The organism is Paracoccaceae bacterium (genome assembly GCA_033344815.1).
In the GTDB taxonomy this organism is placed as follows: Bacteria; Pseudomonadota; Alphaproteobacteria; order Rhodobacterales; family Rhodobacteraceae; genus Roseobacter.
In genome coordinates this window covers 1,009,921-1,028,466 of sequence record JAWPMR010000001.1, presented here as the reverse complement: position 1 = coordinate 1,028,466, position 18,546 = coordinate 1,009,921, and the positions used below count along the sequence as shown (strand labels likewise).

Annotated in this window: 18 protein-coding genes; 13 read left to right on the top strand and 5 right to left on the bottom strand. The window is 56.0% G+C overall.

Annotated elements, in window-relative coordinates; genetic code table 11:
* Positions 1–389 precede the first annotated feature (389 nt).
* Positions 390–1,007: a porin gene (locus R8G34_04770; protein ID MDW3222189.1), complete on the top strand. Its 618-nt coding sequence runs from the start codon at positions 390–392 to the stop codon at positions 1,005–1,007.
* A gap of 51 nt (positions 1,008–1,058) precedes the next feature.
* On the opposite strand, the gene R8G34_04765 is transcribed toward R8G34_04770, so the two are convergent.
* Positions 1,059–2,234: a pyridoxal phosphate-dependent aminotransferase gene (locus R8G34_04765; protein ID MDW3222188.1), complete on the bottom strand. Its 1,176-nt coding sequence runs from the start codon at positions 2,232–2,234 to the stop codon at positions 1,059–1,061.
* A gap of 220 nt (positions 2,235–2,454) precedes the next feature.
* On the opposite strand from R8G34_04765, the gene cysS reads away from it, so the two are divergent.
* The 4 genes from cysS (at position 2,455) to R8G34_04745 (ending at position 7,192) form a co-directional block, all read left to right on the top strand.
* Positions 2,455–4,005, top strand: a complete 1,551-nt coding sequence (gene cysS, locus R8G34_04760; GenBank protein MDW3222187.1) for a cysteine--tRNA ligase — start codon at positions 2,455–2,457, stop codon at positions 4,003–4,005.
* Positions 4,006–4,087: 82 nt separating this feature from the next.
* On the top strand, positions 4,088–5,707 hold the full coding sequence (gene cimA / locus R8G34_04755; protein ID MDW3222186.1) for a citramalate synthase: 1,620 nt from the start codon (positions 4,088–4,090) through the stop codon (positions 5,705–5,707).
* Positions 5,704–6,432 (top strand): class I SAM-dependent methyltransferase, encoded by a 729-nt coding sequence (locus tag R8G34_04750; GenBank protein MDW3222185.1) that lies wholly within the window; start codon positions 5,704–5,706, stop codon positions 6,430–6,432. The genes cimA and R8G34_04750 overlap by 4 nt, the downstream gene beginning before the upstream one ends.
* Positions 6,422–7,192 (top strand): squalene/phytoene synthase family protein, encoded by a 771-nt coding sequence (locus tag R8G34_04745; GenBank protein MDW3222184.1) that lies wholly within the window; start codon positions 6,422–6,424, stop codon positions 7,190–7,192. The genes R8G34_04750 and R8G34_04745 overlap by 11 nt, the downstream gene beginning before the upstream one ends.
* A gap of 2 nt (positions 7,193–7,194) precedes the next feature.
* Here R8G34_04745 and R8G34_04740 read toward each other — a convergent pair whose 3' ends face one another.
* Positions 7,195–8,418 carry an MFS transporter gene (locus R8G34_04740; GenBank protein ID MDW3222183.1) on the bottom strand — a complete coding sequence of 408 codons (1,224 nt, stop codon included), beginning with the start codon at positions 8,416–8,418 and terminating at the stop codon, positions 7,195–7,197.
* A 75-nt stretch (positions 8,419–8,493) separates the two neighbouring features.
* Here R8G34_04740 and R8G34_04735 point away from each other — a divergent pair, with 75 nt between their 5' ends.
* The 4 genes from R8G34_04735 (at position 8,494) to R8G34_04720 (ending at position 11,204) form a co-directional block, all read left to right on the top strand.
* Positions 8,494–9,237: a precorrin-6A/cobalt-precorrin-6A reductase gene (locus R8G34_04735; protein ID MDW3222182.1), complete on the top strand. Its 744-nt coding sequence runs from the start codon at positions 8,494–8,496 to the stop codon at positions 9,235–9,237.
* On the top strand, positions 9,234–9,866 hold the full coding sequence (locus R8G34_04730; protein MDW3222181.1) for a DNA-3-methyladenine glycosylase 2 family protein: 633 nt from the start codon (positions 9,234–9,236) through the stop codon (positions 9,864–9,866). The genes R8G34_04735 and R8G34_04730 overlap by 4 nt, the downstream gene beginning before the upstream one ends.
* Complete coding sequence (locus R8G34_04725; GenBank protein MDW3222180.1) at positions 9,863–10,528, top strand: alpha/beta fold hydrolase; 666 nt, start codon at positions 9,863–9,865, stop codon at positions 10,526–10,528. Before R8G34_04730 ends, R8G34_04725 begins: the two co-directional genes overlap by 4 nt.
* 187 nt (positions 10,529–10,715) lie before the next feature.
* Positions 10,716–11,204, top strand: coding sequence for a DUF995 domain-containing protein (locus R8G34_04720; protein ID MDW3222179.1), 489 nt, complete (start codon positions 10,716–10,718; stop codon positions 11,202–11,204).
* A gap of 92 nt (positions 11,205–11,296) precedes the next feature.
* On the opposite strand, the gene R8G34_04715 is transcribed toward R8G34_04720, so the two are convergent.
* On the bottom strand, positions 11,297–12,250 hold the full coding sequence (locus R8G34_04715; GenBank protein ID MDW3222178.1) for an AraC family transcriptional regulator: 954 nt from the start codon (positions 12,248–12,250) through the stop codon (positions 11,297–11,299).
* A gap of 176 nt (positions 12,251–12,426) precedes the next feature.
* Here R8G34_04715 and R8G34_04710 point away from each other — a divergent pair, with 176 nt between their 5' ends.
* The gene (locus R8G34_04710; GenBank protein MDW3222177.1) at positions 12,427–13,485 is read left to right on the top strand and encodes a prolyl oligopeptidase family serine peptidase; all 1,059 of its coding nucleotides are present in this window, start codon (positions 12,427–12,429) and stop codon (positions 13,483–13,485) included.
* 201 nt (positions 13,486–13,686) lie between these two features.
* Complete coding sequence (locus R8G34_04705) at positions 13,687–14,271, top strand: HNH endonuclease (GenBank protein ID MDW3222176.1); 585 nt, start codon at positions 13,687–13,689, stop codon at positions 14,269–14,271.
* A gap of 1,356 nt (positions 14,272–15,627) precedes the next feature.
* Here R8G34_04705 and xth read toward each other — a convergent pair.
* On the bottom strand, positions 15,628–16,410 hold the full coding sequence (gene xth, locus R8G34_04700; GenBank protein ID MDW3222175.1) for an exodeoxyribonuclease III: 783 nt from the start codon (positions 16,408–16,410) through the stop codon (positions 15,628–15,630).
* Between the two features lie 350 nt (positions 16,411–16,760).
* Between xth and R8G34_04695 the strand changes: the two genes are divergently transcribed.
* Entirely contained in the window at positions 16,761–16,970 is a 210-nt protein-coding gene (locus R8G34_04695; GenBank protein ID MDW3222174.1) for a DUF6749 domain-containing protein, read from the top strand.
* Positions 16,971–17,060: 90 nt separating this feature from the next.
* Positions 17,061–18,104 (top strand): hypothetical protein, encoded by a 1,044-nt coding sequence (locus tag R8G34_04690; GenBank protein MDW3222173.1) that lies wholly within the window; start codon positions 17,061–17,063, stop codon positions 18,102–18,104.
* Between the two features lie 46 nt (positions 18,105–18,150).
* On the opposite strand, the gene R8G34_04685 is transcribed toward R8G34_04690, so the two are convergent.
* Positions 18,151–18,474 (bottom strand): iron-sulfur cluster assembly accessory protein, encoded by a 324-nt coding sequence (locus tag R8G34_04685; GenBank protein ID MDW3222172.1) that lies wholly within the window; start codon positions 18,472–18,474, stop codon positions 18,151–18,153.
* Positions 18,475–18,546 lie beyond the last annotated feature (72 nt).

Sequence of the window (18,546 nt, the reverse complement as noted above, 5' to 3'; positions counted from 1 at the left end):
GAGAGAAGAGTTGCTGGAAATTGTCTATTCCAGCACAGGGCGTCCACGGGCCGCGCGACCGCGCTCGGCACCAATCGTGCGTACCACCAGTTTGATTTTACTCAGGTCATCCTGCATCTTCGGCGGCCTTCTCCCTGCGTCAACCTGCGGCCAAATCTTTGCATCGGTCAAGCTTGTTTGCGACCTCATGTCGTTATTGAGAGTCCGCGTGGTTTCCGCCTCAAAGCGGAGCCTTGCCGTTTTTCCATGCTTGGCTGCGCAGCTTCTGGCCGGTTTTGCCGGGATCACATTTCATTGAGCAAACGTGCATTGAACCCGTGTCGCGCGTGACCAATTTGAACGGCAGGAACGCGAAAAAAGCGTCCAAAACTCAGATCGAGGATACGAGAATGAAGATTATCTTGAGTGCAGCAGCCGCCTTGGCCGTCACGGCGGCGGTGACAGTGCCCGCCTTTGCGGGCGCGTTGGATGAACCCGTACTTGCGCCCGCGCCGGCGGCCCCGCCACCCGCGCCGGTTTATAGCGGCGGCAACTGGACCGGTTTCTACGCAGGTGCCCAGATCGGTAATCTGGATGCGGATGGCGAAAGCGGCCTCGCGGGCGTCGGCGGTGATGACACGACCTTTGGTTTGCATGCCGGGTATAACTACGACTTCGGGTCCTGGGTTGTCGGCGGCGAGGTCGATTATGATGATGCCAGCGTCGACCTTGAATCGGCGGGTGCGCCGATTGGTCAATCCATCGATTCCGTCTGGCGTGCCAAGCTGCGCGGCGGATATGACTTTGGTCGCACGTTGTTTTACGGCACGGTTGGCCTTGCAGATGTTGACACCTCCGTAGGCGGAGATACCGGCGATTTCTACGGCGTCGGCGTGTCGTACAAAGCCACAGAACAGGTCATCATCAGCGGTGAATACCTCAAACACAGTTTCAGCGATCTTGGGGGCACATCCGGCCTTGATGCGGATGCTGATACCTTCACCATCCGCGCGTCATGGCAGTTCTGATAGCCTGACCGTTTCTGAAAAGGTCCGGCGGCGCAATCCGCCGGGCCTTTTTTACGCGGCCGCGCGTGTTTCGGCATGCGCGCAGAGCATTTCCAGAGCGTTCCCGAAAGCCTCATCCTCAATCGTCATTGCGACACGGATATGTCCCGCCGCGCAGGCGCCAAAGCTCTCACCGGGCATTACCGCAATATTGTGTGCTTCCAACAAGTCATAAGCAAAAGCCTCGCCCGTCATGCCCGTCGCGCGGATATCGAGCATCAGATACATCGCCCCCTGCGCCGGGACGAGCGCGACAGTGTTCTGGCGCGCCAAAACCTCGGTTGCGATGGCGCGTCTGCGTTGAAACGGGCGCGCAATGTCGGCTTCAAATTCAGCACCCTGATCCAAGGCAAACCGGCTTGCGTCCTGAATGAAGCCCGGCACCCCATAGGTGGTATGCGTGGCCAATGTGATCAGGTTCGCGATCGCGGCTTTTGGGCCGATGATCCATCCGCACCGCGATCCGGTCATCGCGTGTGATTTGGACATGGACCCGACCACGAGCGTGCGCTCGGCCATACCTGGCAGGGCGCGGGGCGACAGGTGACGTCCTTCCCAGACTTGCGTGTCATAGACCTCGTCAGAAATGAGCCACAGATCATCCTCCTGACAGACATCTGCAATCGCCTGCAACGTCGCATCGGAATAGACCACGCCAGTGGGGTTGTTGGGGGAGTTGATCAGCAGGGAGCGCGCCGTTTTAGAATGCGCCCTGATCGCGTCAGCGCGGGGCTGAAACGCGTCTTCTGCGCGGGTTTCGATCACCTGTGGAACAGCGCCCGCACCGCGTAACGTGCCGGGGTAGGTTGCGTAATAGGGATCAACGTAAAGTGCGGTATCGCCGGGATCACAAGCTGCCATATGCGCGGCAAAAAGGGCAGCTTGGCCGCCGGGCGTGATCAGGACGTTGTCCGCCGTCGTTGGGATGCCCGTGCGCGCCTCGACCCGCGCAGCAACCGTTTCACGCAGTGCTTTTGTGCCCGGAACGGCGGCATAACCCGTGTGCCCGTTTATAGCGGCCTTATGCATGTCCTGCAAAATGGGGTCTGCGGTGCGAATGTCATGCTCACCAATGGTCAGTTCGATGACATTGATGCCATCAGCGATCATCTCGCGGGCTTTCAGAAACACGTCCCATCCGTCAGAGCCGCCCCCCGTCAGCCCGGTAATGCGCTGAGATAATTGCATGGTCTGTCCTTTCCTGCCTTGGTCGCAGGGGCGCAGAGGGCGTTTGATTCGTCAATCACCCTTGACCACAGACGCAGGGGCGGGTTAGGCATGGCGCATGACCAAAACCACGCTCATTTGCTGTATTATTTGCTAATCGCACCCAGCGGGCGTTTTTAGGTCGTTTCCATACCTCCACAAGATTGCTAAGCCCGCGTCACCCCGCGCAAGGACGACTGTCATGACGACACTCAAGCTCTACAACACCAAAACCCGGACCAAAGAGGATTTCGTGCCGATCGATCCTCAAAATGTGCGGATGTATGTCTGCGGCCCTACGGTCTATGACCGTGCCCATCTTGGCAATGCGCGTCCGGTGATTGTGTTTGATGTGCTCTTTAGGTTGCTGCGTCATGTCTACGGGGATGCGCATGTGACCTACGTGCGGAATTTCACGGATGTGGAGGACAAGATCAACGCGCGTGCCGCAGAAACCGGTCGTGCCATCAACGATATCACGGATGAGACAATCGAGTGGTTTCTTGAAGATATGGCCGCGGTGGGCGCGATGGAGCCAAACGAAATGCCCCGCGCAACGCAGTATATCACTGAGATGATTGCTATGATAAAAACGCTCATTGAAAAGGGTTATGCGTATTCAAAGCCGATTAGTTATGGCCACAATTCGCGCGCCGTCTACTTCAAAGCATCCAAGGCACCCGAACACTCATTCTTCAATGTCGAAGCTGACAAAAAATATGGGGAGTTATCAGGCCGAACTATCGATGACATGATCGCTGGTCTGAGATCAGAAGTCGGCGAAGGAAAAGAAAATCCCATGGACTTTGTTTTGTGGAAGCCTTCAAACGTTGATGAACCGGGCTGGGAAAGCCCCTGGGGTTATGGCAGGCCAGGGTGGCACATTGAGTGTTCCGCTATGGCAAAAGCGCTACTCGGGGACACATTTGATATTCATGGCGGCGGATTGGATCTGCAATTTCCGCACCATGAAAACGAGATCGCGCAAAGCTGCTGTGCCAATGACACCGAGGCGATGGCCAATGTCTGGATGCACAACGAGATGTTGCAAGTCGAGGGCAAGAAGATGTCCAAGTCTTTGGGCAATTTCTTCACTGTGCGGCAGGTTCTTGATGGCTTATCGAATCTCCATGATACAATCGATGCGACTATGTCTATTCAAATGAATGGTGACGAAATACGTGCTGCGTTTTTATTGTCTCACTACCGTTCAGTCATGGATTTTGGCGTGCAAAGACGACGCGAAGCGCAAGCTATAGTGAGAGAGTTCGCCCAAGGCTTGGGCAGGGACGGATCAGAAACGCTTCAGACCTTAAAGGGGAATTGTCCGATACCGGGTGTAATGAATGCCCTAAAAGATGATCTGGACACTCCAAAGGCCATCAGATCAATTCGCGAACACCTCAAGAACCTTCCTGCCGCTCCGGAAGAAAGAGTTGCTGCTCTAGATCAGATATATGCAAGCCAGCTTATTCTTGGTTTCGATCTTCAGGGCTCGGCTACTGCGGGAGATACAGCGCGCAACACCGATGAACGCCGTGGCGTTGTTTCCAGTGCATTTGCTACCGTCGACGGCATCGAACTGATTGTGGAGCTGTTGGACCGAGCCAGAGCCGAGAAGAACTTCGGCGAAGCAGATCGTCTCAGGGAAGGGCTGACCGAAGCGGGAGTTGTTGTGAAAAATACTTCGGAAGGTACGAAATGGGAAAGGCAGGCAAATTTCGACCCCGCTAAACTCGAGGCCCTTAAATGACCGGCAGATGGTGGCCTAAAGCCCACCCTACCTCATGCGCCGTAAGGTATGCTTTCAGGCCATCGCTGCTGGAAGTGCGGCCATGAAGGAACGCATATATCTCTATGACACCACCCTGCGTGATGGACAGCAGACGCAGGGCGTACAGTTCTCCACCGAAGAGAAACGGGCCATTGCGGAGGCGTTGGACACATTGGGTGTCGATTACATCGAAGGCGGCTGGCCGGGTGCCAATCCCACTGACAGCGCGTTTTTCGACGACGCGCCCAAGATCCGCGCCACCATGACGGCCTTTGGCATGACCAAGCGCGCGGGGATGTCCGCGGAAAACGATGATGTTCTGGCCGCCGTGATGAACGCGGCGACCCCGGCCGTTTGCCTTGTCGGCAAGACGCATGATTTTCATGTAAGTGCTGCTCTTGGTATCTCGCTGGAAGAAAACACCGACAACATCGCGCGCTCCATTGCGCATCTCAAAAGCGCTGGGCGTGAACCGCTTTTTGATGCGGAGCACTTTTTTGACGGCTATCGCGCCAATCCGGATTACGCGCTGAAAGCCGTGCATGCGGCCTGTGATGCCGGCGCGCGCTGGATCGTTTTATGTGACACAAACGGTGGTACATTGCCCGACGAAGTGGCCGACATCACGGCGCAAGTCATCGCTTCAGGCATTCCGGGTGATCGCTTGGGCATCCACACCCACAACGATACCGAAAACGCTGTGGCCTGTACGCTCGCGGCCGTTGATGCGGGCGCGCGCCAGATCCAAGGCACGCTGAACGGTCTGGGTGAGCGCTGTGGCAACGCCAACCTGACCTCGCTCATTCCGATCCTTTTGCTCAAAGAACCCTATGCGAGCCGCTATGAGATCGGCGTGACACGGGAAGCGCTCAAAGATCTGACACGCACCAGCCGCATGTTGGATGAAATCCTGAACCGCGTTCCGTTTCGCCAGGCCGCCTTTGTTGGGTCCTCCGCCTTTGCTCATAAGGCGGGTCTTCATGCTTCCGCGATCCTCAAGGATCCAACAACCTATGAACATATCCTGCCGGGGGATGTCGGTAATGCGCGGATCATCCCGATGTCCAATCAGGCGGGACAATCCAACCTGCGCGAACGCTTAAACGGGGCCGGGATCAGCGTGGCCAAGGGCGACCCGGCGCTGGGCCTGATCCTTGATCAGATCAAGGCGCGTGAGGCGGAGGGCTATTCCTATGACACGGCACAGGCGAGTTTCGAATTGCTGGCGCGTGACATATTGGGACAGATGCCCACGTTTTTTGAGGTCAAGCGTTACCGTGTGACCATAGAAAGACGCAAAAACAAATATGACAAGATGATCAGCCTGTCCGAAGCTGTGGTTGTGGTGAAGGTGGACGGCGTCAAGAAACTCTCCGTCAGTGAGTCGATGGATGAAACCGGGTCGGATCGGGGTCCGGTCAACGCTTTGGCCAAGGCGCTCGCCAAGGATCTGGGTCGCTATCAGCAGATCATCGACGACCTGCGTCTGGTGGATTTCAAGGTGCGCATCACGCAGGGCGGTACAGAGGCTGTAACGCGCGTGATCATTGACTCAGAGGACGGGCAGGGGCGGCGTTGGTCCACCGTGGGCGTGTCTGCGAACATAGTTGATGCCTCCTTTGAGGCATTGCTGGACGCGATCCGTTGGAAACTGCTGCGCGACAGAAAGGTGGCAGAATGAGCGAAGCTTACTGGGATGCGTTTTTTCAACTACACCGCGATTTGCCCCGCGAAGGGCCGGGAGAGGTGGCGGATGTTGAATGGGCTGCTGGCATTGCCAAGCTGAAGCCGGACGCGCGCATCTGTGATGCCGCTTGCGGACCGGGCGCGGATATTGCGGCCTTGCGCGCAGTGGCGCCAGAGGGGCACATCACGGCCATGGACAAGGTGAGCGCGTTTGTCGATCAGGCGCGCACACGGTACGACGATGATCCAAATGTTACGCTCGCGGTCGCCGATATGTCAGAGATCACCGGGCCTTATGACATGATCTGGTGCGCGGGTGCGATGTACTTTCTGGGTATCACCCAAGGGTTGCAGGAATGGCGCTCAGCCCTTGCGCAGGGCGGTGTGGTTGCCTTTTCTGAGGTTTGCTGGTTCAGCGATGCGCGTCCCGAGGCCGCTGTGAAGCTTTGGGCTGACTACCCTGCCATGACGGATATTCAGGGCGTCGCAAAAAACGTGCGGGCGGCAGGTTTCGAAACACTGGCCACGCGAAAACTCTCCGATGCTGCGTGGGAAGACTACTTTGGACCGCTGGATACGCGCATTGCTCAATTACGTCCCGGTGCCACGGGCGCGATGGTGCAGGTTCTTGAGGAAGCAGAGAATGAGGCCGCGTGCTGGCGCGCGCATCGCGACAGTTTCGGCTATTTGCTGAGCGTGGTGCGCCCGAATGCGTTTTGACGCGGACCTGACCGCCTGCGCGGCCTTGGTCGAAAAGGGTGATCCCGACCGCTTTGCCGCCGCAATGGCCAGCCCTGTGGCTGCACGCCGGGTTTTGTTTCCGCTCTATGCGTTCAACGTCGAAGTGTCCCGCGCGCCTTGGGTGACGCAGGAACCCATGATCGCGGAAATGCGCCTGCAATGGTGGCGCGATGCCTTGGAGGAAATTGGCACAGGTGCTGTGGTGCGCCGTCATGAGGTCGTCACGCCATTGGCGTCGATCATTGATGCAGAGGGGGCCAAAGTGTTGGATCGGCTGGTCGCGGCGCGGCGCTGGGACATTTACAAAGATGCCTTTGAGGACGCAGGCCATTTCGAGAGCTATCTGAATGAAACTGCCGCTGGTTTGATGTGGGTGGCAGCGCGGGCTTTGGGCGTGACCGACACAGGGGGTGAGGGCGCTATTCGTAAACTCGGGCGCGCCACGGGTCTGGCGCGATTTTTGCAGGCGGTGCCTGCACTTGAGGCACAGGGACGTATTCCGCTTGTGGATGGGCGCGCAGAGGCGATCAGCCTATTGGCGCAAACCATGCAGGCAGATTGCCCGTCAGCGCGTGAAGTCAAAAGCATTTTGACCAAGACGGCACGGCCAGCCATGACAGAAGCCTTTCTGACAAACCCGGTGTTGAGCCAGATTGCGAAAGAGCCGCAGCGCGTGGCAGATGACGCCATCGCCGTACACCCTTTGAGGCGTTCCTATCTGCTGTGGAAGTGGTCCTGACCTCACGCGGTCTGTGCTTTGGGGCGCAACATCAGCCAGATTAGCGCAGCCCCTGCGAGTACCAAGAATGGCACCATGGCGATGTTCACAGCGGCCCATCCTTCTTGCGGTGTGCCTCCTGAGCAATTCATCAAACCGCCCGAGGAGAGGGAGGCAAGCGTGACTCCACCAAAGACCAAAAGGTCATTCAACCCTTGCATCCGTCCACGCTCTTCTGGTCTATGCGCCCCCGCGAGCATCGTCGTTGCTCCGATGAAACCGAAATTCCACCCCAAGCCCAATAGGATCAGGGCGATAAAGAAGTGACTTAATTCCACGCCCGATAGAGCGACCATGCCCGCAGCTCCGAGGATCAGGATGCCCAGCCCCATGATCTTTTCCACGCCAAAACGCACAATTAGATGACCAGTAAAAAAGGACGGCGCAAACATCGCCAAAACGTGGCCCGTGACCACATGCGCTGCATTGGGTTCAGTAAAACCACATCCTACGACCGCCAGCGGAGTCGCAGTCATCACAAGATTCATCAACGCATAAGACACCATGGCGCAGATCACCGCCACGGCGATGCGTGGTGTTTTTAAAAGTTCCATCAAGGATCGGCCATGTGGGCTGTCCTCGGTGCGCTTTGGGGGTTTGGGAATGTCTAAAAAGGCAAACAGGAACATGCCCATGACATTCAGCGCCATAGCGGCCATATAGATCGGAAAGAACCTCATCACCGTCGCATCGGCGTTGTTGCCCGTCATATAAGCCACGATCTGCGGCCCGATGATGGCAGATAAGAGTCCTCCTGCCATGACATAGGAAATCGCCTTTGGCCGGAACGCCTCAGAGGCCGTATCCGCCGCAGCAAAGCGGAAAAAACCCTGCGAGGACATATAGATGCCGGTCAAATAACTGCCTACCAGAAAGACCCAGAAATTCGATAGGGTCAGCGCATAGGCACAAATCGCAGCCCCGATCAGACCTCCCAGAGCGCCAACAATGAAACCTGCGCGACGCCCAAAGCGCTGCATCAGGGCTGACAGCCACGGCGCGGTGGTCATGGACCCAAACACGATCATCGAGATCGGCAGAGTGGCCAGACAGGCATTCACCGCCATTTGTTGACCCGCCAACCCGCCGATCACAAAAATCATCGTGATCTGACTGCCCAGAAAGGCCTGCGCCATGACCAGAACGGCCACATTACGCTTTGCGCGGGTATCATCTACGTGTTGCATGGGACTTGCGTATTCCTCTTGGCAGGTCTGAGCAAGCCCTCTTGCGCCGCGCGTGATCTGGCATAAGGTCTGCGCATGAACGGCGGTGTGACAACTCTGGTGATGGCGGGCGCGCGGGAGGCGCAAGGGATCATCACAGGTTTGCTGGGGCGAGGGCGATCTGTGATCGCAAGTTTGCCCGAGCCGGAGCGGATGTTTGATGCTCTGCCGGTGCCAACCCGTTTGGGAGTATTTCCGAACACCGACGCGCTGGAGAGCTGGCTTCTCGCAGAAAATGTAAGCTGCGTGATTGATGCCAGCCATGCTTTTGATGCGGAGGTCTCCGATCAGGCTGCGCAAGTCTGCCTGTCGTGCAACATACGCTATGTGCGGGTGCTGCGCACAGCATGGCTCCCCACCCAGCAGGACAGTTGGACCAACTACCCATCCATCGCGCAGGCCGCAATTGACCTGCCCCGAAACGCCCGCGCCTTCAGCAATACAGGACGGGCGTCTCTGCCGGAGTTTGCTGATTTCAAAGGTGAGGCTTTGTTCTTGCGCCAGACGCAAAAATCCTCCCGTCCGCCACCGTTCCATTTTGTAAAATTCGTCGTTGGAACACCGCCTTTTTCTCAGCAAGCTGAGGAAAATCTGTTGCGGGAATTGAAGGTATCCAGATTGATATGCAGAAACGTGGGTGGGATCGCGAGCAAGTCAAAGCTTCTGGCCGCGCGGCGTTTGGGCATCCGCGTGTCAATGATTGAACGCCCCGACACGCCTGAAGGCATGCCTCTGGTCACCAGCGTTGCCGAAGCCATGGCCTGGGAAGCCAACCCGTGAGTCCTGGGCGCATTATTGAAACTGACGAGGATGTGTCGGAAGGAGCCACTTGGCTTGCGCAGCGTGATCCTGTCCTGGCTGCCGCCTATCAGGCGACAGGACCGTTGCCCCTGCGCCGTAAACCTGATGGTTTTTCAGAGCTGTTCAGCGCGATTGTCAGCCAACAGGTGTCCACCGCCTCGGCGCGCGCGCTTTGGGAGAAATTGGGAAATGCCGGTGTCCTTGATGCACAGTCCGTGCAGGATCACAGCGAAGCGGCGTTACGTGATCTGGGTCTGAGCCGTCAAAAGGCGCGATATGCGCATGCGCTGGCGGAGGCGCGAATAGATTATGGTGCCCTGCGCACTGCATCTGATGGCGACGTGATAAAGACCCTCACCGCGGTTACAGGCATCGGTGTGTGGACTGCAGAGATTTATGCCATGTTCTCCCTGGGACGGGCGGATGTGTTCGCGCCCGGAGATCTTGCGCTGCAAGAGGCCGCCCGAATTCTATATGATCTGCCAGAGCGGCCCAAGGAACGCGCGCTGCGGCAGATGGCAGAGGCTTGGTCGCCCTGGCGGTCGGTTGCGGCGCGGCTGCTCTTTGCCTACTACAGACACGCAAAGCAAAGGGACGGGATTACATGACACGGGTATTGAATGCAGAACGCCGCGCGCCGACGTCGGGCGACACACGCTCTGTTGTGGTTTTCCTGCATGGCTACGGCGCCAATGGCGCGGATTTGTTGGGGTTGGCCGATCCGTTGGGAGAACATTTGCCCGATACGCTCTTTGTCGCGCCGGATGCGCCGGAGGATTGTGCCGGGGCCCCCATGGGATTTCAGTGGTTTCCGATCCCCTGGATTGATGGCTCGTCCGAGGAAGAATCCATGCGCGGCATGGCGCAATCCGTGGAAGATCTGAACGCCTTTCTGGACGCGCTGATGGTAGATGAAGACGTGCTGCCTGAACAGGTTGTGCTCTTTGGGTTTTCCCAAGGCACGATGATGGCCCTGCACGTGGCACCGCGTCGTGAAGACGAGATCGCCGGGGTCGTCGGCTTTTCGGGCCGTTTGCTCAGCCCGGAGACGCTAGGCGATGATGTCGTGGTGCGCCCGCCCATTCTTTTGGTCCACGGTGATGCAGATGATGTTGTGCCGCCACAGTCCTTGCCACAAGCCGCCGAAGCCTTGCAGGAGGCCGGGTGGAAAGACGTCTATGCTCATATCATGAAAGGTACGGGTCACGGAATTGCACCGGATGGCCTGTCTGTGGCGCTGGCCTTCATGCGCGACAAGCTCAGCCTCTAAATCCAGGCCACATCATTTATAAATCTGCGCCTGCGTCCAGTTGCGGCGCATGACACCGGTGCCTGTCACTCGGGCGCAGATTTTTGGGGTGTCTTTTGCAAAAAAGCTAATTTCATAGTCCATATGGATCATGAAACGCACCCAGAGGGTCAGTTACGCTCCAAAGACGATTAATTTGGAGAAAAATATGATTTTTAAAACAATGAAGGGCGCATTGAGCGCTGTTGCCACCATATCACTCGTGCTCGTCGGGAGTGCTGCGCTGGCGGATAAAAAACCACGTGGATCAAAACCTGCTGATCCGAACCAGATCATTCAAACCTATTTGGGAAATACTTGGAATTGGTCGCGCGGTGGCTCTTATTGGGGCGGTGGGGGCGCATTTCAGGCGGTCTGGACGAGTGAGAAAGACGGCAACAAATCCTATGCGGATGGTAAGTGGTATGTGACCTCAAAAGGCACCCTTTGCTATGAAGCCGTTTGGGAATGGGAAAACAAGGATGAGGCGGACAAGCTGGAGAAAATCTGCTGGCGGCATGTTGTCGACAAAGAAGGGCAGGTTTGGCAGCGCAATCACGAAAAAGAAGAATGGTACAAGCCCGGCCCCGAAAAAATAACGGCCGGCAACACGATCAAAGCTGACTACAAAAAGTACCGCAAAGCGGTCGGCGGATAGTAGTCAGCCTGCCTTTTTGATGATGGCAGACATGTCGCGTTGGCAAGGGCAAAGGCCTCCCATGCCCTGTTCAATCGCACAAACCCCGGTGCTTACCCTTTGCGGTACGCACCGGGGCTTTGGTCATGAACGCGCTGAAACTCTGTGTAAAAGTTCGAGCGCGTCAGAAAGCCTGATGCCTCGCCAATTGTGCCAACCGGATCTTTGGTTGCGCGCAGCAAGCGGGCAGCTTCAGCAACACGAAAACCGTTGATAAACTGTGACACATTGTTGCCGGTTTCACGATTGATCGCAGTGGACAATGCACGATCGGTGACACCAATCCGCCGGGCCAGCCGCGTCAGGGACAGGTCTGGGTCGGTGAACAGGCGGCTTTCATGCAGGAACCGCGTGGCCTGGCGCAAGATTGCCGTATCCTGATCCTCGGGCGCGCGCACCCCAAGCGGTATGTGTTTTGGAGCGCGTGCAACCCAGAATGCGGCGATGCAAAAACTCAGGATCAATATCGCGCTGCCGATGGAGAGGAGCCGCGAGACGTTCTCTCCTGCGTTTCTCGCAAAATCCACAGCGATCACGGTATCCATCACACACGTCACAGCAAGCAGCAGGACGCCAAGCAGCAACAAACGCCGCATCTTGGGGATATGCGCCACCGGGAGCTGGGACAGCAAATCGGGTCCCCCGCGCCAAAGCCGCATCAGGAAAACCGCATAAGTTGCGTAGCTGAGCCCAATCAGTAGATCAAGCGCGACGCGGGTTTGTGGAATACTGGCGATCACAATGTTTATCACCGCAGCACAGCTCAAATGCCCAAGCATGATCATCTGCATACGTTCCGCACGATCAGAAAGCGCGACATAGCCAAGATAAAGCAAAGGCCCGATCCAGAAAGGCAGCAGACGCTGCAGAGCCAGAACGCTTCCTATCTGATAGGCAAAGCGCAAAGAAACGAGAACGGTTTCCACTATCATCAGGACCGCCAGCGTTGCGAACAGTATTTTCGCACGGTGCGTCAGCCACGGGCGCGTGACAACCAATGCCATCATGAGTGCTGCACATCCGGTCAAAAGAAGCGGTAGGGGGACGGAAATCACTGTCTTTCCTGCTCTTTAGCGGCGCCGATCTGTCCTGAAACAGCTTTCAGGACAGCCCCTTCCTTGCCTGAAATTGCAAAGCGGCTCAAGTCAGGAGCATCACGACAACCAATGAAAGGATGCTTTTCATGAGACGCCAACTCTACACCCTGACCGCCAGTCTGAGCTTTGCTTTGATCACGCTGGTGCCGGGATTTGCCCAAGCGCAAGAGTTTCGCCCTGCCGTTGCCGAATTCAAGGCCGCACACACCAGGGTCGAACGCGCGCTGGCCGGACATTTTTGGTATCCAACGCTGGCCGAAGGCGAGGAAGGGTTGTTGCGCGGCAGTGCCGTGTGGCGAGATGTTTCTGGCCATTTGGATGCGCGTATCGCACCGGGCGTTTTCCCGGTGGTTCTGATCTCGCACGGCATGTACGGCAATTCGCTCAATCAGGCATGGCTCGCCAAACGGCTGGCGGCTGAGGGCATCATCTCGGTGATGCCGAACCATCCCGGCACCACCAGCTTTGGACGTGACCCGGAACAGGCCCGTCAGCTTTGGCTGCGTGCGACGGATCTGAGCGTCAGTTTTGACGGACTTTTGACCGATCCCCGTGTGGCGGATCATATGGACCCCACTCGGGTTGCTGCAATCGGTCACTCATTGGGGGGGTATACCGTCATGGCGGCGGCAGGTGCACGTCACGATGTGGCCCATTTCAACGATAGCTGCTCGGCTGCTATGGAACGTCCTGATTGCCAGGCGCTGGACATGTGGAAAGTGGGGCACAGCCCGGATGATCTGGAGCTGTTGCAAAGCGACCGGTCCGATCCACGCATCCGCACTGTCATTCCTTTGGATTTGGGGGGAACCCAAACATTTGATCCTGCCAGTCTGGCGGCGATTGACATGCCGGTATTGGTACTTGGGTCGGGGCGGCAGGACATGCTGGAGCAGGACATTGAGTCGCGTGCTTTGGCAAGCGCGCTTCCTTCAGAGCGGGTCACCCATGAAGAAATGGAAGATGTCGGTCATTTCGACTTCATGGGTGTCTGTGTCGAGGGTGGATATGACATTCTGAAACGCGAAGAACCCGGCGATGAGATCGTTTGCGTTAAAGGTATGTCGGAACGCGAAGCGCAACAGGATCGCATTTTTGAACTGATCATGACCCATCTACAACGCACAGGCGTTATCGCGGAGTAGTGGCAACACTTGCCCGGCCTTTAAGGGTCGGGCGCATCAGTGGATAACTGTCACGTGCCCGTTACTTAAGCGGCCTAAGCAACCTGCGACATGTTGTGGTCAACGAGGGGCTTGCCAGATGCAAACCACGAGATATAGTCACCCTATCGGCGCGAAGAACACGCCGGACCGGACGCGGAACGGCAAAGGGTACGCTTAATGATGGATGGCAATTTCAGAACTGAATTTACCCGGAACCCGGCGAGCCTGCGGCACCGCCCCGCGTTGGTTCTGAATGCGGATTACAGGCCACTGAGTTATTATCCTCTGTCGCTTTGGCCCTGGCAGGACGCCATCAAAGCCGCGTGGTTGGACCGGGTGGATATCGTCGCTGAATATGACGACATTGTCCGCAGCCCGAGCACGGAAATCAGGATACCTTCCGTCGTCGTTCTGAAAGACTATGTAAAACCTCAAAAGCGCGTGGCCTTCACGCGCTTTAATTTGTTTCTGAGGGATGAATTCTGCTGCCAATATTGCGGCGCAAAAGGGGAACTTACCTTTGACCACGTGGTGCCGCGTGCCAGCGGTGGTGTGACCAGTTGGCAAAACGTCGTAGCCGCTTGTAGCCCGTGCAACCTCAAGAAGGGGTCGAAACCCTTGCACCGGACAGGCATGAACCTGCGCAAACCACCACGCCAACCCGGCGCGGAAGAACTGCGCAACATGGGTCGGAAATTTCCACCGGGCCACTTGCACGAAAGCTGGATGGATTTCTTGTATTGGGATGCTGAACTGCAGGCTTAACGGAATAGGTGGATATTGCGCCCTGTTATCGTCAGGCCATTTACGCGTGTCCATTCTTTCCAATCGCGGTGATTAAGGGATCTGGTCTCTTCGGTTGGTCCGGTGGCCGGGCCGCGCAAATCATGTGAGACAACTGTTCTGTTTGCTCAAAACGTCCCAGAACGCCCAAACCAATGCGCTCATCTTGCGCATCGGAATCCTGACAACGGCGGGCGAATTCAGCAAAATTGGCTGGCTTACACGCAGATATGTTTGCAATTCGACTTTGTCCCAAATTGGTTGCTATCAAACTATCACCGTGGTGTTTTAAGTCTTGGCCGCCGGGTCGTTGCAGGCCACCGTCTCGTGTGACCTGCAATCATAATCGCGAAACAGCTTGATCTTGACGAGTTGGGCCAAAGACTGTGTCATTTGGCATTTCCCGTCACAGCACCCCCAAAAAAGGTTGGCAAACCAATTGCCTTTTGAAGGTCCGTTCGGCGCTTCTATGCCAAGTTTGGCCGGAGATTTGAGGTCGTCTTCCCTGAGTTGGATGTCTTTCGCATCAGGATCTGCGGAAGACAGAGTAACAAAGTTTGAGACATCGTCGGATGTGTCAGACCCACAAAATTCGGCTTGGTCAAAGAGCGTTTGGTTACGCAGCATATGACTCAGTGCCCACGCTGAATTTGCGCATTAACTTTGCTGAAACCGAGGTCCATCGTCATTTCGCCCATGGGAAACCTGAGTTCCGCGGTGATTTTGTCACAATCGTTTTACGCCGAAACGGATGTTTTCGCAGCGTTGGTTTCATCGAAGCGCGCGCGGTCAATCTGGCCTTGTGTCCACCCTGCAGGATTATGTCTGATGGTCAAAAACTGCTCTATCGCTGTTTTGATCCCGGCAATAAAATTTGGTTGGATCCTTGGCGCTGGCTTGCGACACTTTTGACAAAATCGCAGGTACTTGCGTTTCTTTGGTATCATAAAAGTTGGACAGATTGCCCTTAGAAGCGCTGGTCTTGCCAAACGCGTCTGACCCAGGTGTGTCATGGGCGAGGTCCGTGGCTCCAAGGCCAATACTTTGTCACGTTGGATCGGTGGCGCGACGGTGGCCATTTGATCGGCGCTGCGTTGCGAGAGACGCGGATCCCCGACCGGTTGCCGATCTTGCGCATTTTGCTCAAGAGCGATTGGCTCAGGCTATGCCGGCAGAACGTTTGCATGGCTGCTTTGGGCTGGCCGAGTTGGTGTTGCAATCCGTCCGTGCAGCATTTGCGTTTTCAATAAATCTCCTTTGAGGGTCGGGCCGACAGCACATCGGGGTGATCCCAAGGAACAAATTGTTTATGTGGGCGCGCGTGGTTTCTGTGAATTCTCAGGCGGCCAGATTGACCCAGACTGGCACGTGATCGGAAGGTTTGTCGCGCCCGCGCACATCTTTGTCGATCGCGCAGTCGGTGAGCATATCCGCCGCTTGGGGGCATAAGAGAAAGTGGTCAATGCGAATACCGTTGTTCCGGTTCCAGGCACCGGCCTGATAATCCCAAAAGCTGTAATGTCCCGGGCCTTGTGTGCGGGCGCGAAACGCCTCGGTGAGGCCGAGATTGAGCAATTTGCGAAATGCCGCTCGGCTTTCGGATCGAAAAAGAGCATCCTCACGCCAGGTATCGGGCGTCGCGGCGTCTTCTGCCTGTGGGATAATGTTGTAATCCCCCGCCATCAAGAACGGTGTCTCCTCGGCCAACAGGCGTTCTGCGTGTGTCAAGAGCCGCGCCATCCAGTCGAGTTTGTACTCATATTTAGGTCCCGGTGCTGGATTGCCATTCGGTAGATAAAGCCCACAAACTCTGATGGGATGCGTATCGCCCATGACGGTCGCTTCGATCCAGCGCGCCTGTTCGTCACTGTCATCACCGGGCAGGCCACGGGTGACATCTTCAAGCGGGTGTTTTGACAGTATGGCAACACCATTGAAACCCTTCTGGCCGTGGGTTTCGACGTTGTAGCCACGCTCCTCAAAAATCTCGGTGGGGAAGGCGTCATCGACTGACTTGATTTCCTGCAACAGTGCGATGTCGGGCTGGGCCTCATCAAGCCATTGCGGCAAGGCATTGATGCGTGCTTTGATACCGTTGATATTGAATGTGGCGATTTTCATGTGAACGCTCCCATTGTCCGACCCCGCCAGCTATCGCCCAAGCTTTGGAGCAGAGCAAGAGACTTGGCCGTCAAATCCGGGCCATACCGACGCGCAGTTTGCACCTGATTCTCGTTAAAGGTTAACGCCCGCATCCCCCAAATGGTTAATATCCACAGATTTGGCGACTGTGGATAAAAAAAAATTAACGAAGTTTGCACAAGTGAGTTCTGTGAGACTTGGGGTCGGTATCTGAGATTTCTCCTGTGGATAACAAGTGGTTAACACATTCTTAACGCGAAATATTCTTGGAAATTCTAGATAAACGGGCAAGCGTTAAGGCGCGAAACTTCATTTGAAAGGGATAGACTATGAAGACGAACGCAATGATCGCAGTGCCAGCCGCTCACGAGTTTTCTGGCACCGAAAATGACCTTCACAGCGGTGCAGGAACAGAAATGTTCACTTCTGCCTCTGTTACATGCGGCGCAGGCACAGAAATGTTCACCTCCGCCTCAGTGGACGTCGAAGAAAACATTCTGGTAGGCGGCAAAACAGGTCTATTCACGACTTCCATGTAAAGGCCGCGACTTCGCTGACGCCAACCGGTTTAGGTGTTGGCGCCAGCCAAACATTTGCGGCAGATCCAGTGCTGAAAGGAAGAACCCCCAATGTCTAACGTAATCACTCTGGGTCTGCCGCACAGGCCAAATCTGGCAGAGCGCCAGGCTCTTTTGATCCGCAACTTTGCTTGCAACCGACGCAACAAAGAAGACGTGTTCTGGCTCAAGGAGAACGCCGAAGTCTTGAATGTTCTGGCGGCCACAGGAGCGCTGCTGGGCGAGGGTGCGCTTGAGCCCTATGTGCCCGTTTATGCCGGGCTGGAGGAAAGGCTGAAGTTTTTCCCGCAGTATTACAGATTCCTGATTTCGATCTGTCTCGACCTTGAGGATCTGGGTATTGGAACTGGTAAAGGGACGGCGCTGTGTCATTGGGCGGCACAGTCGGAGTTGGCAGAGGCAGAGCTTTCGGATTTGCAGCGCGCCGAGGCAATTCGTTTGATGCGCCGGCGTGGATTGGATTTAATGGATCCGGCGTTGAATGAACGGCTTCACCGCTTTATGAACCGGTCGGAAACCTTTGTTCTACCGAATAAAAAAGCGGCTTATGAATTAACGCACATTGTGTTTTACCTGTCCGACTACGGCCTTGTGGATCCCAGTCTGGACGAGGCTGCAATTGCCAGCCTCGAATTCGTCGGATTGCTTGCATATTTGGATCAGGATGTCGATTTGCTGGCTGAGGTCTGTGTTGCATTGCGCTTTGCAGGGCGTATTCCAAGCGCGATCTGGGAAGAGTGGATCGTTCAAGAAATGGGCGAATTTCAGTTGAAAGCGACGGGCGACGGACAAAGCGACGCCTATCATCCCTATTTGGTAACCTCTTGGTGGGCCGAACTTGCCGATCACCGCAGTTTCCCAGGCGCGCCTTGCGAAAACGGATTGCATATCGCGCGCCGCACAAACAGGCCGGGCCCATTGCGCATCATGTCGGAATACATGTTCAGTTTAGGGTCAGCGCGCAGCGGCGACTGGGAAAGAATGCGTGAAACGATGACGGATGTCGTCGGCGTGGATGGCGTTGACATCCTGAGCGGCGCCGAGCAATCCTCTGACAGGTTCGGTGAATTCTTTGAGGGGTTTTCCCGTGCTTAGGCGCTAAAGCGATTTTGAAACAATGCCTTAAGAATGGAACTTAAAGTTACATCGAAAAAGACGTGCCGCATCCACATGAGCTCGACGCATTCGGATTGTCGATCACGAAGCGAGCACCAATCAGTTCTTCCGTGAAATCAATTGTGGCACCGCCGAGAAACGGCAGGGACACCGCATCAACGACAACTTTTTGTCCGGATCCTTCCAAAACCAAATCATCCTCGCGCGGATCATCCAGCGCAATTTCGTAATGAAATCCGGAACATCCGCCGCCTTCCACAGCGATCCGCAAAGCTTTTCCCTCAATCGCGGCACCAATTTCAACGAGGCGGTCGAAGGCGCGGGGTGTGACAGTCGGAGGAAGTTGCATGTGCGTGCTCTCTCAAGCGGTTTCATTAAGGCTTCGCGTGCAATATAGAAACTCTCAGGACAGGCCACAAGG

Bases quoted from the DNA above. Each gene is read 5' to 3' on its own strand.
- R8G34_04735 (MDW3222182.1), top strand. From the start codon at position 8,494: ATGAACGGCGGTGTGACAACTCTGGTGATGGCGGGCGCGCGGGAGGCG.
- R8G34_04720 (MDW3222179.1), top strand. From the start codon at position 10,716: ATGATTTTTAAAACAATGAAGGGCGCATTGAGCGCTGTTGCCACCATA.
- R8G34_04705 (MDW3222176.1), top strand. From the start codon at position 13,687: ATGGATGGCAATTTCAGAACTGAATTTACCCGGAACCCGGCGAGCCTG.
- R8G34_04690 (MDW3222173.1), top strand. From the start codon at position 17,061: ATGTCTAACGTAATCACTCTGGGTCTGCCGCACAGGCCAAATCTGGCA.
- cysS (MDW3222187.1), top strand. From the start codon at position 2,455: ATGACGACACTCAAGCTCTACAACACCAAAACCCGGACCAAAGAGGAT.
- R8G34_04770 (MDW3222189.1), top strand. From the start codon at position 390: ATGAAGATTATCTTGAGTGCAGCAGCCGCCTTGGCCGTCACGGCGGCG.
- R8G34_04750 (MDW3222185.1), top strand. From the start codon at position 5,704: ATGAGCGAAGCTTACTGGGATGCGTTTTTTCAACTACACCGCGATTTG.
- R8G34_04725 (MDW3222180.1), top strand. From the start codon at position 9,863: ATGACACGGGTATTGAATGCAGAACGCCGCGCGCCGACGTCGGGCGAC.
- R8G34_04740 (MDW3222183.1), bottom strand. From the start codon at position 8,418: ATGCAACACGTAGATGATACCCGCGCAAAGCGTAATGTGGCCGTTCTG.
- cimA (MDW3222186.1), top strand. From the start codon at position 4,088: ATGAAGGAACGCATATATCTCTATGACACCACCCTGCGTGATGGACAG.
- xth (MDW3222175.1), bottom strand. From the start codon at position 16,410: ATGAAAATCGCCACATTCAATATCAACGGTATCAAAGCACGCATCAAT.
- R8G34_04685 (MDW3222172.1), bottom strand. From the start codon at position 18,474: ATGCAACTTCCTCCGACTGTCACACCCCGCGCCTTCGACCGCCTCGTT.
- R8G34_04715 (MDW3222178.1), bottom strand. From the start codon at position 12,250: ATGATGGCATTGGTTGTCACGCGCCCGTGGCTGACGCACCGTGCGAAA.
- R8G34_04765 (MDW3222188.1), bottom strand. From the start codon at position 2,234: ATGCAATTATCTCAGCGCATTACCGGGCTGACGGGGGGCGGCTCTGAC.
- R8G34_04695 (MDW3222174.1), top strand. From the start codon at position 16,761: ATGAAGACGAACGCAATGATCGCAGTGCCAGCCGCTCACGAGTTTTCT.
- R8G34_04745 (MDW3222184.1), top strand. From the start codon at position 6,422: ATGCGTTTTGACGCGGACCTGACCGCCTGCGCGGCCTTGGTCGAAAAG.
- R8G34_04710 (MDW3222177.1), top strand. From the start codon at position 12,427: ATGAGACGCCAACTCTACACCCTGACCGCCAGTCTGAGCTTTGCTTTG.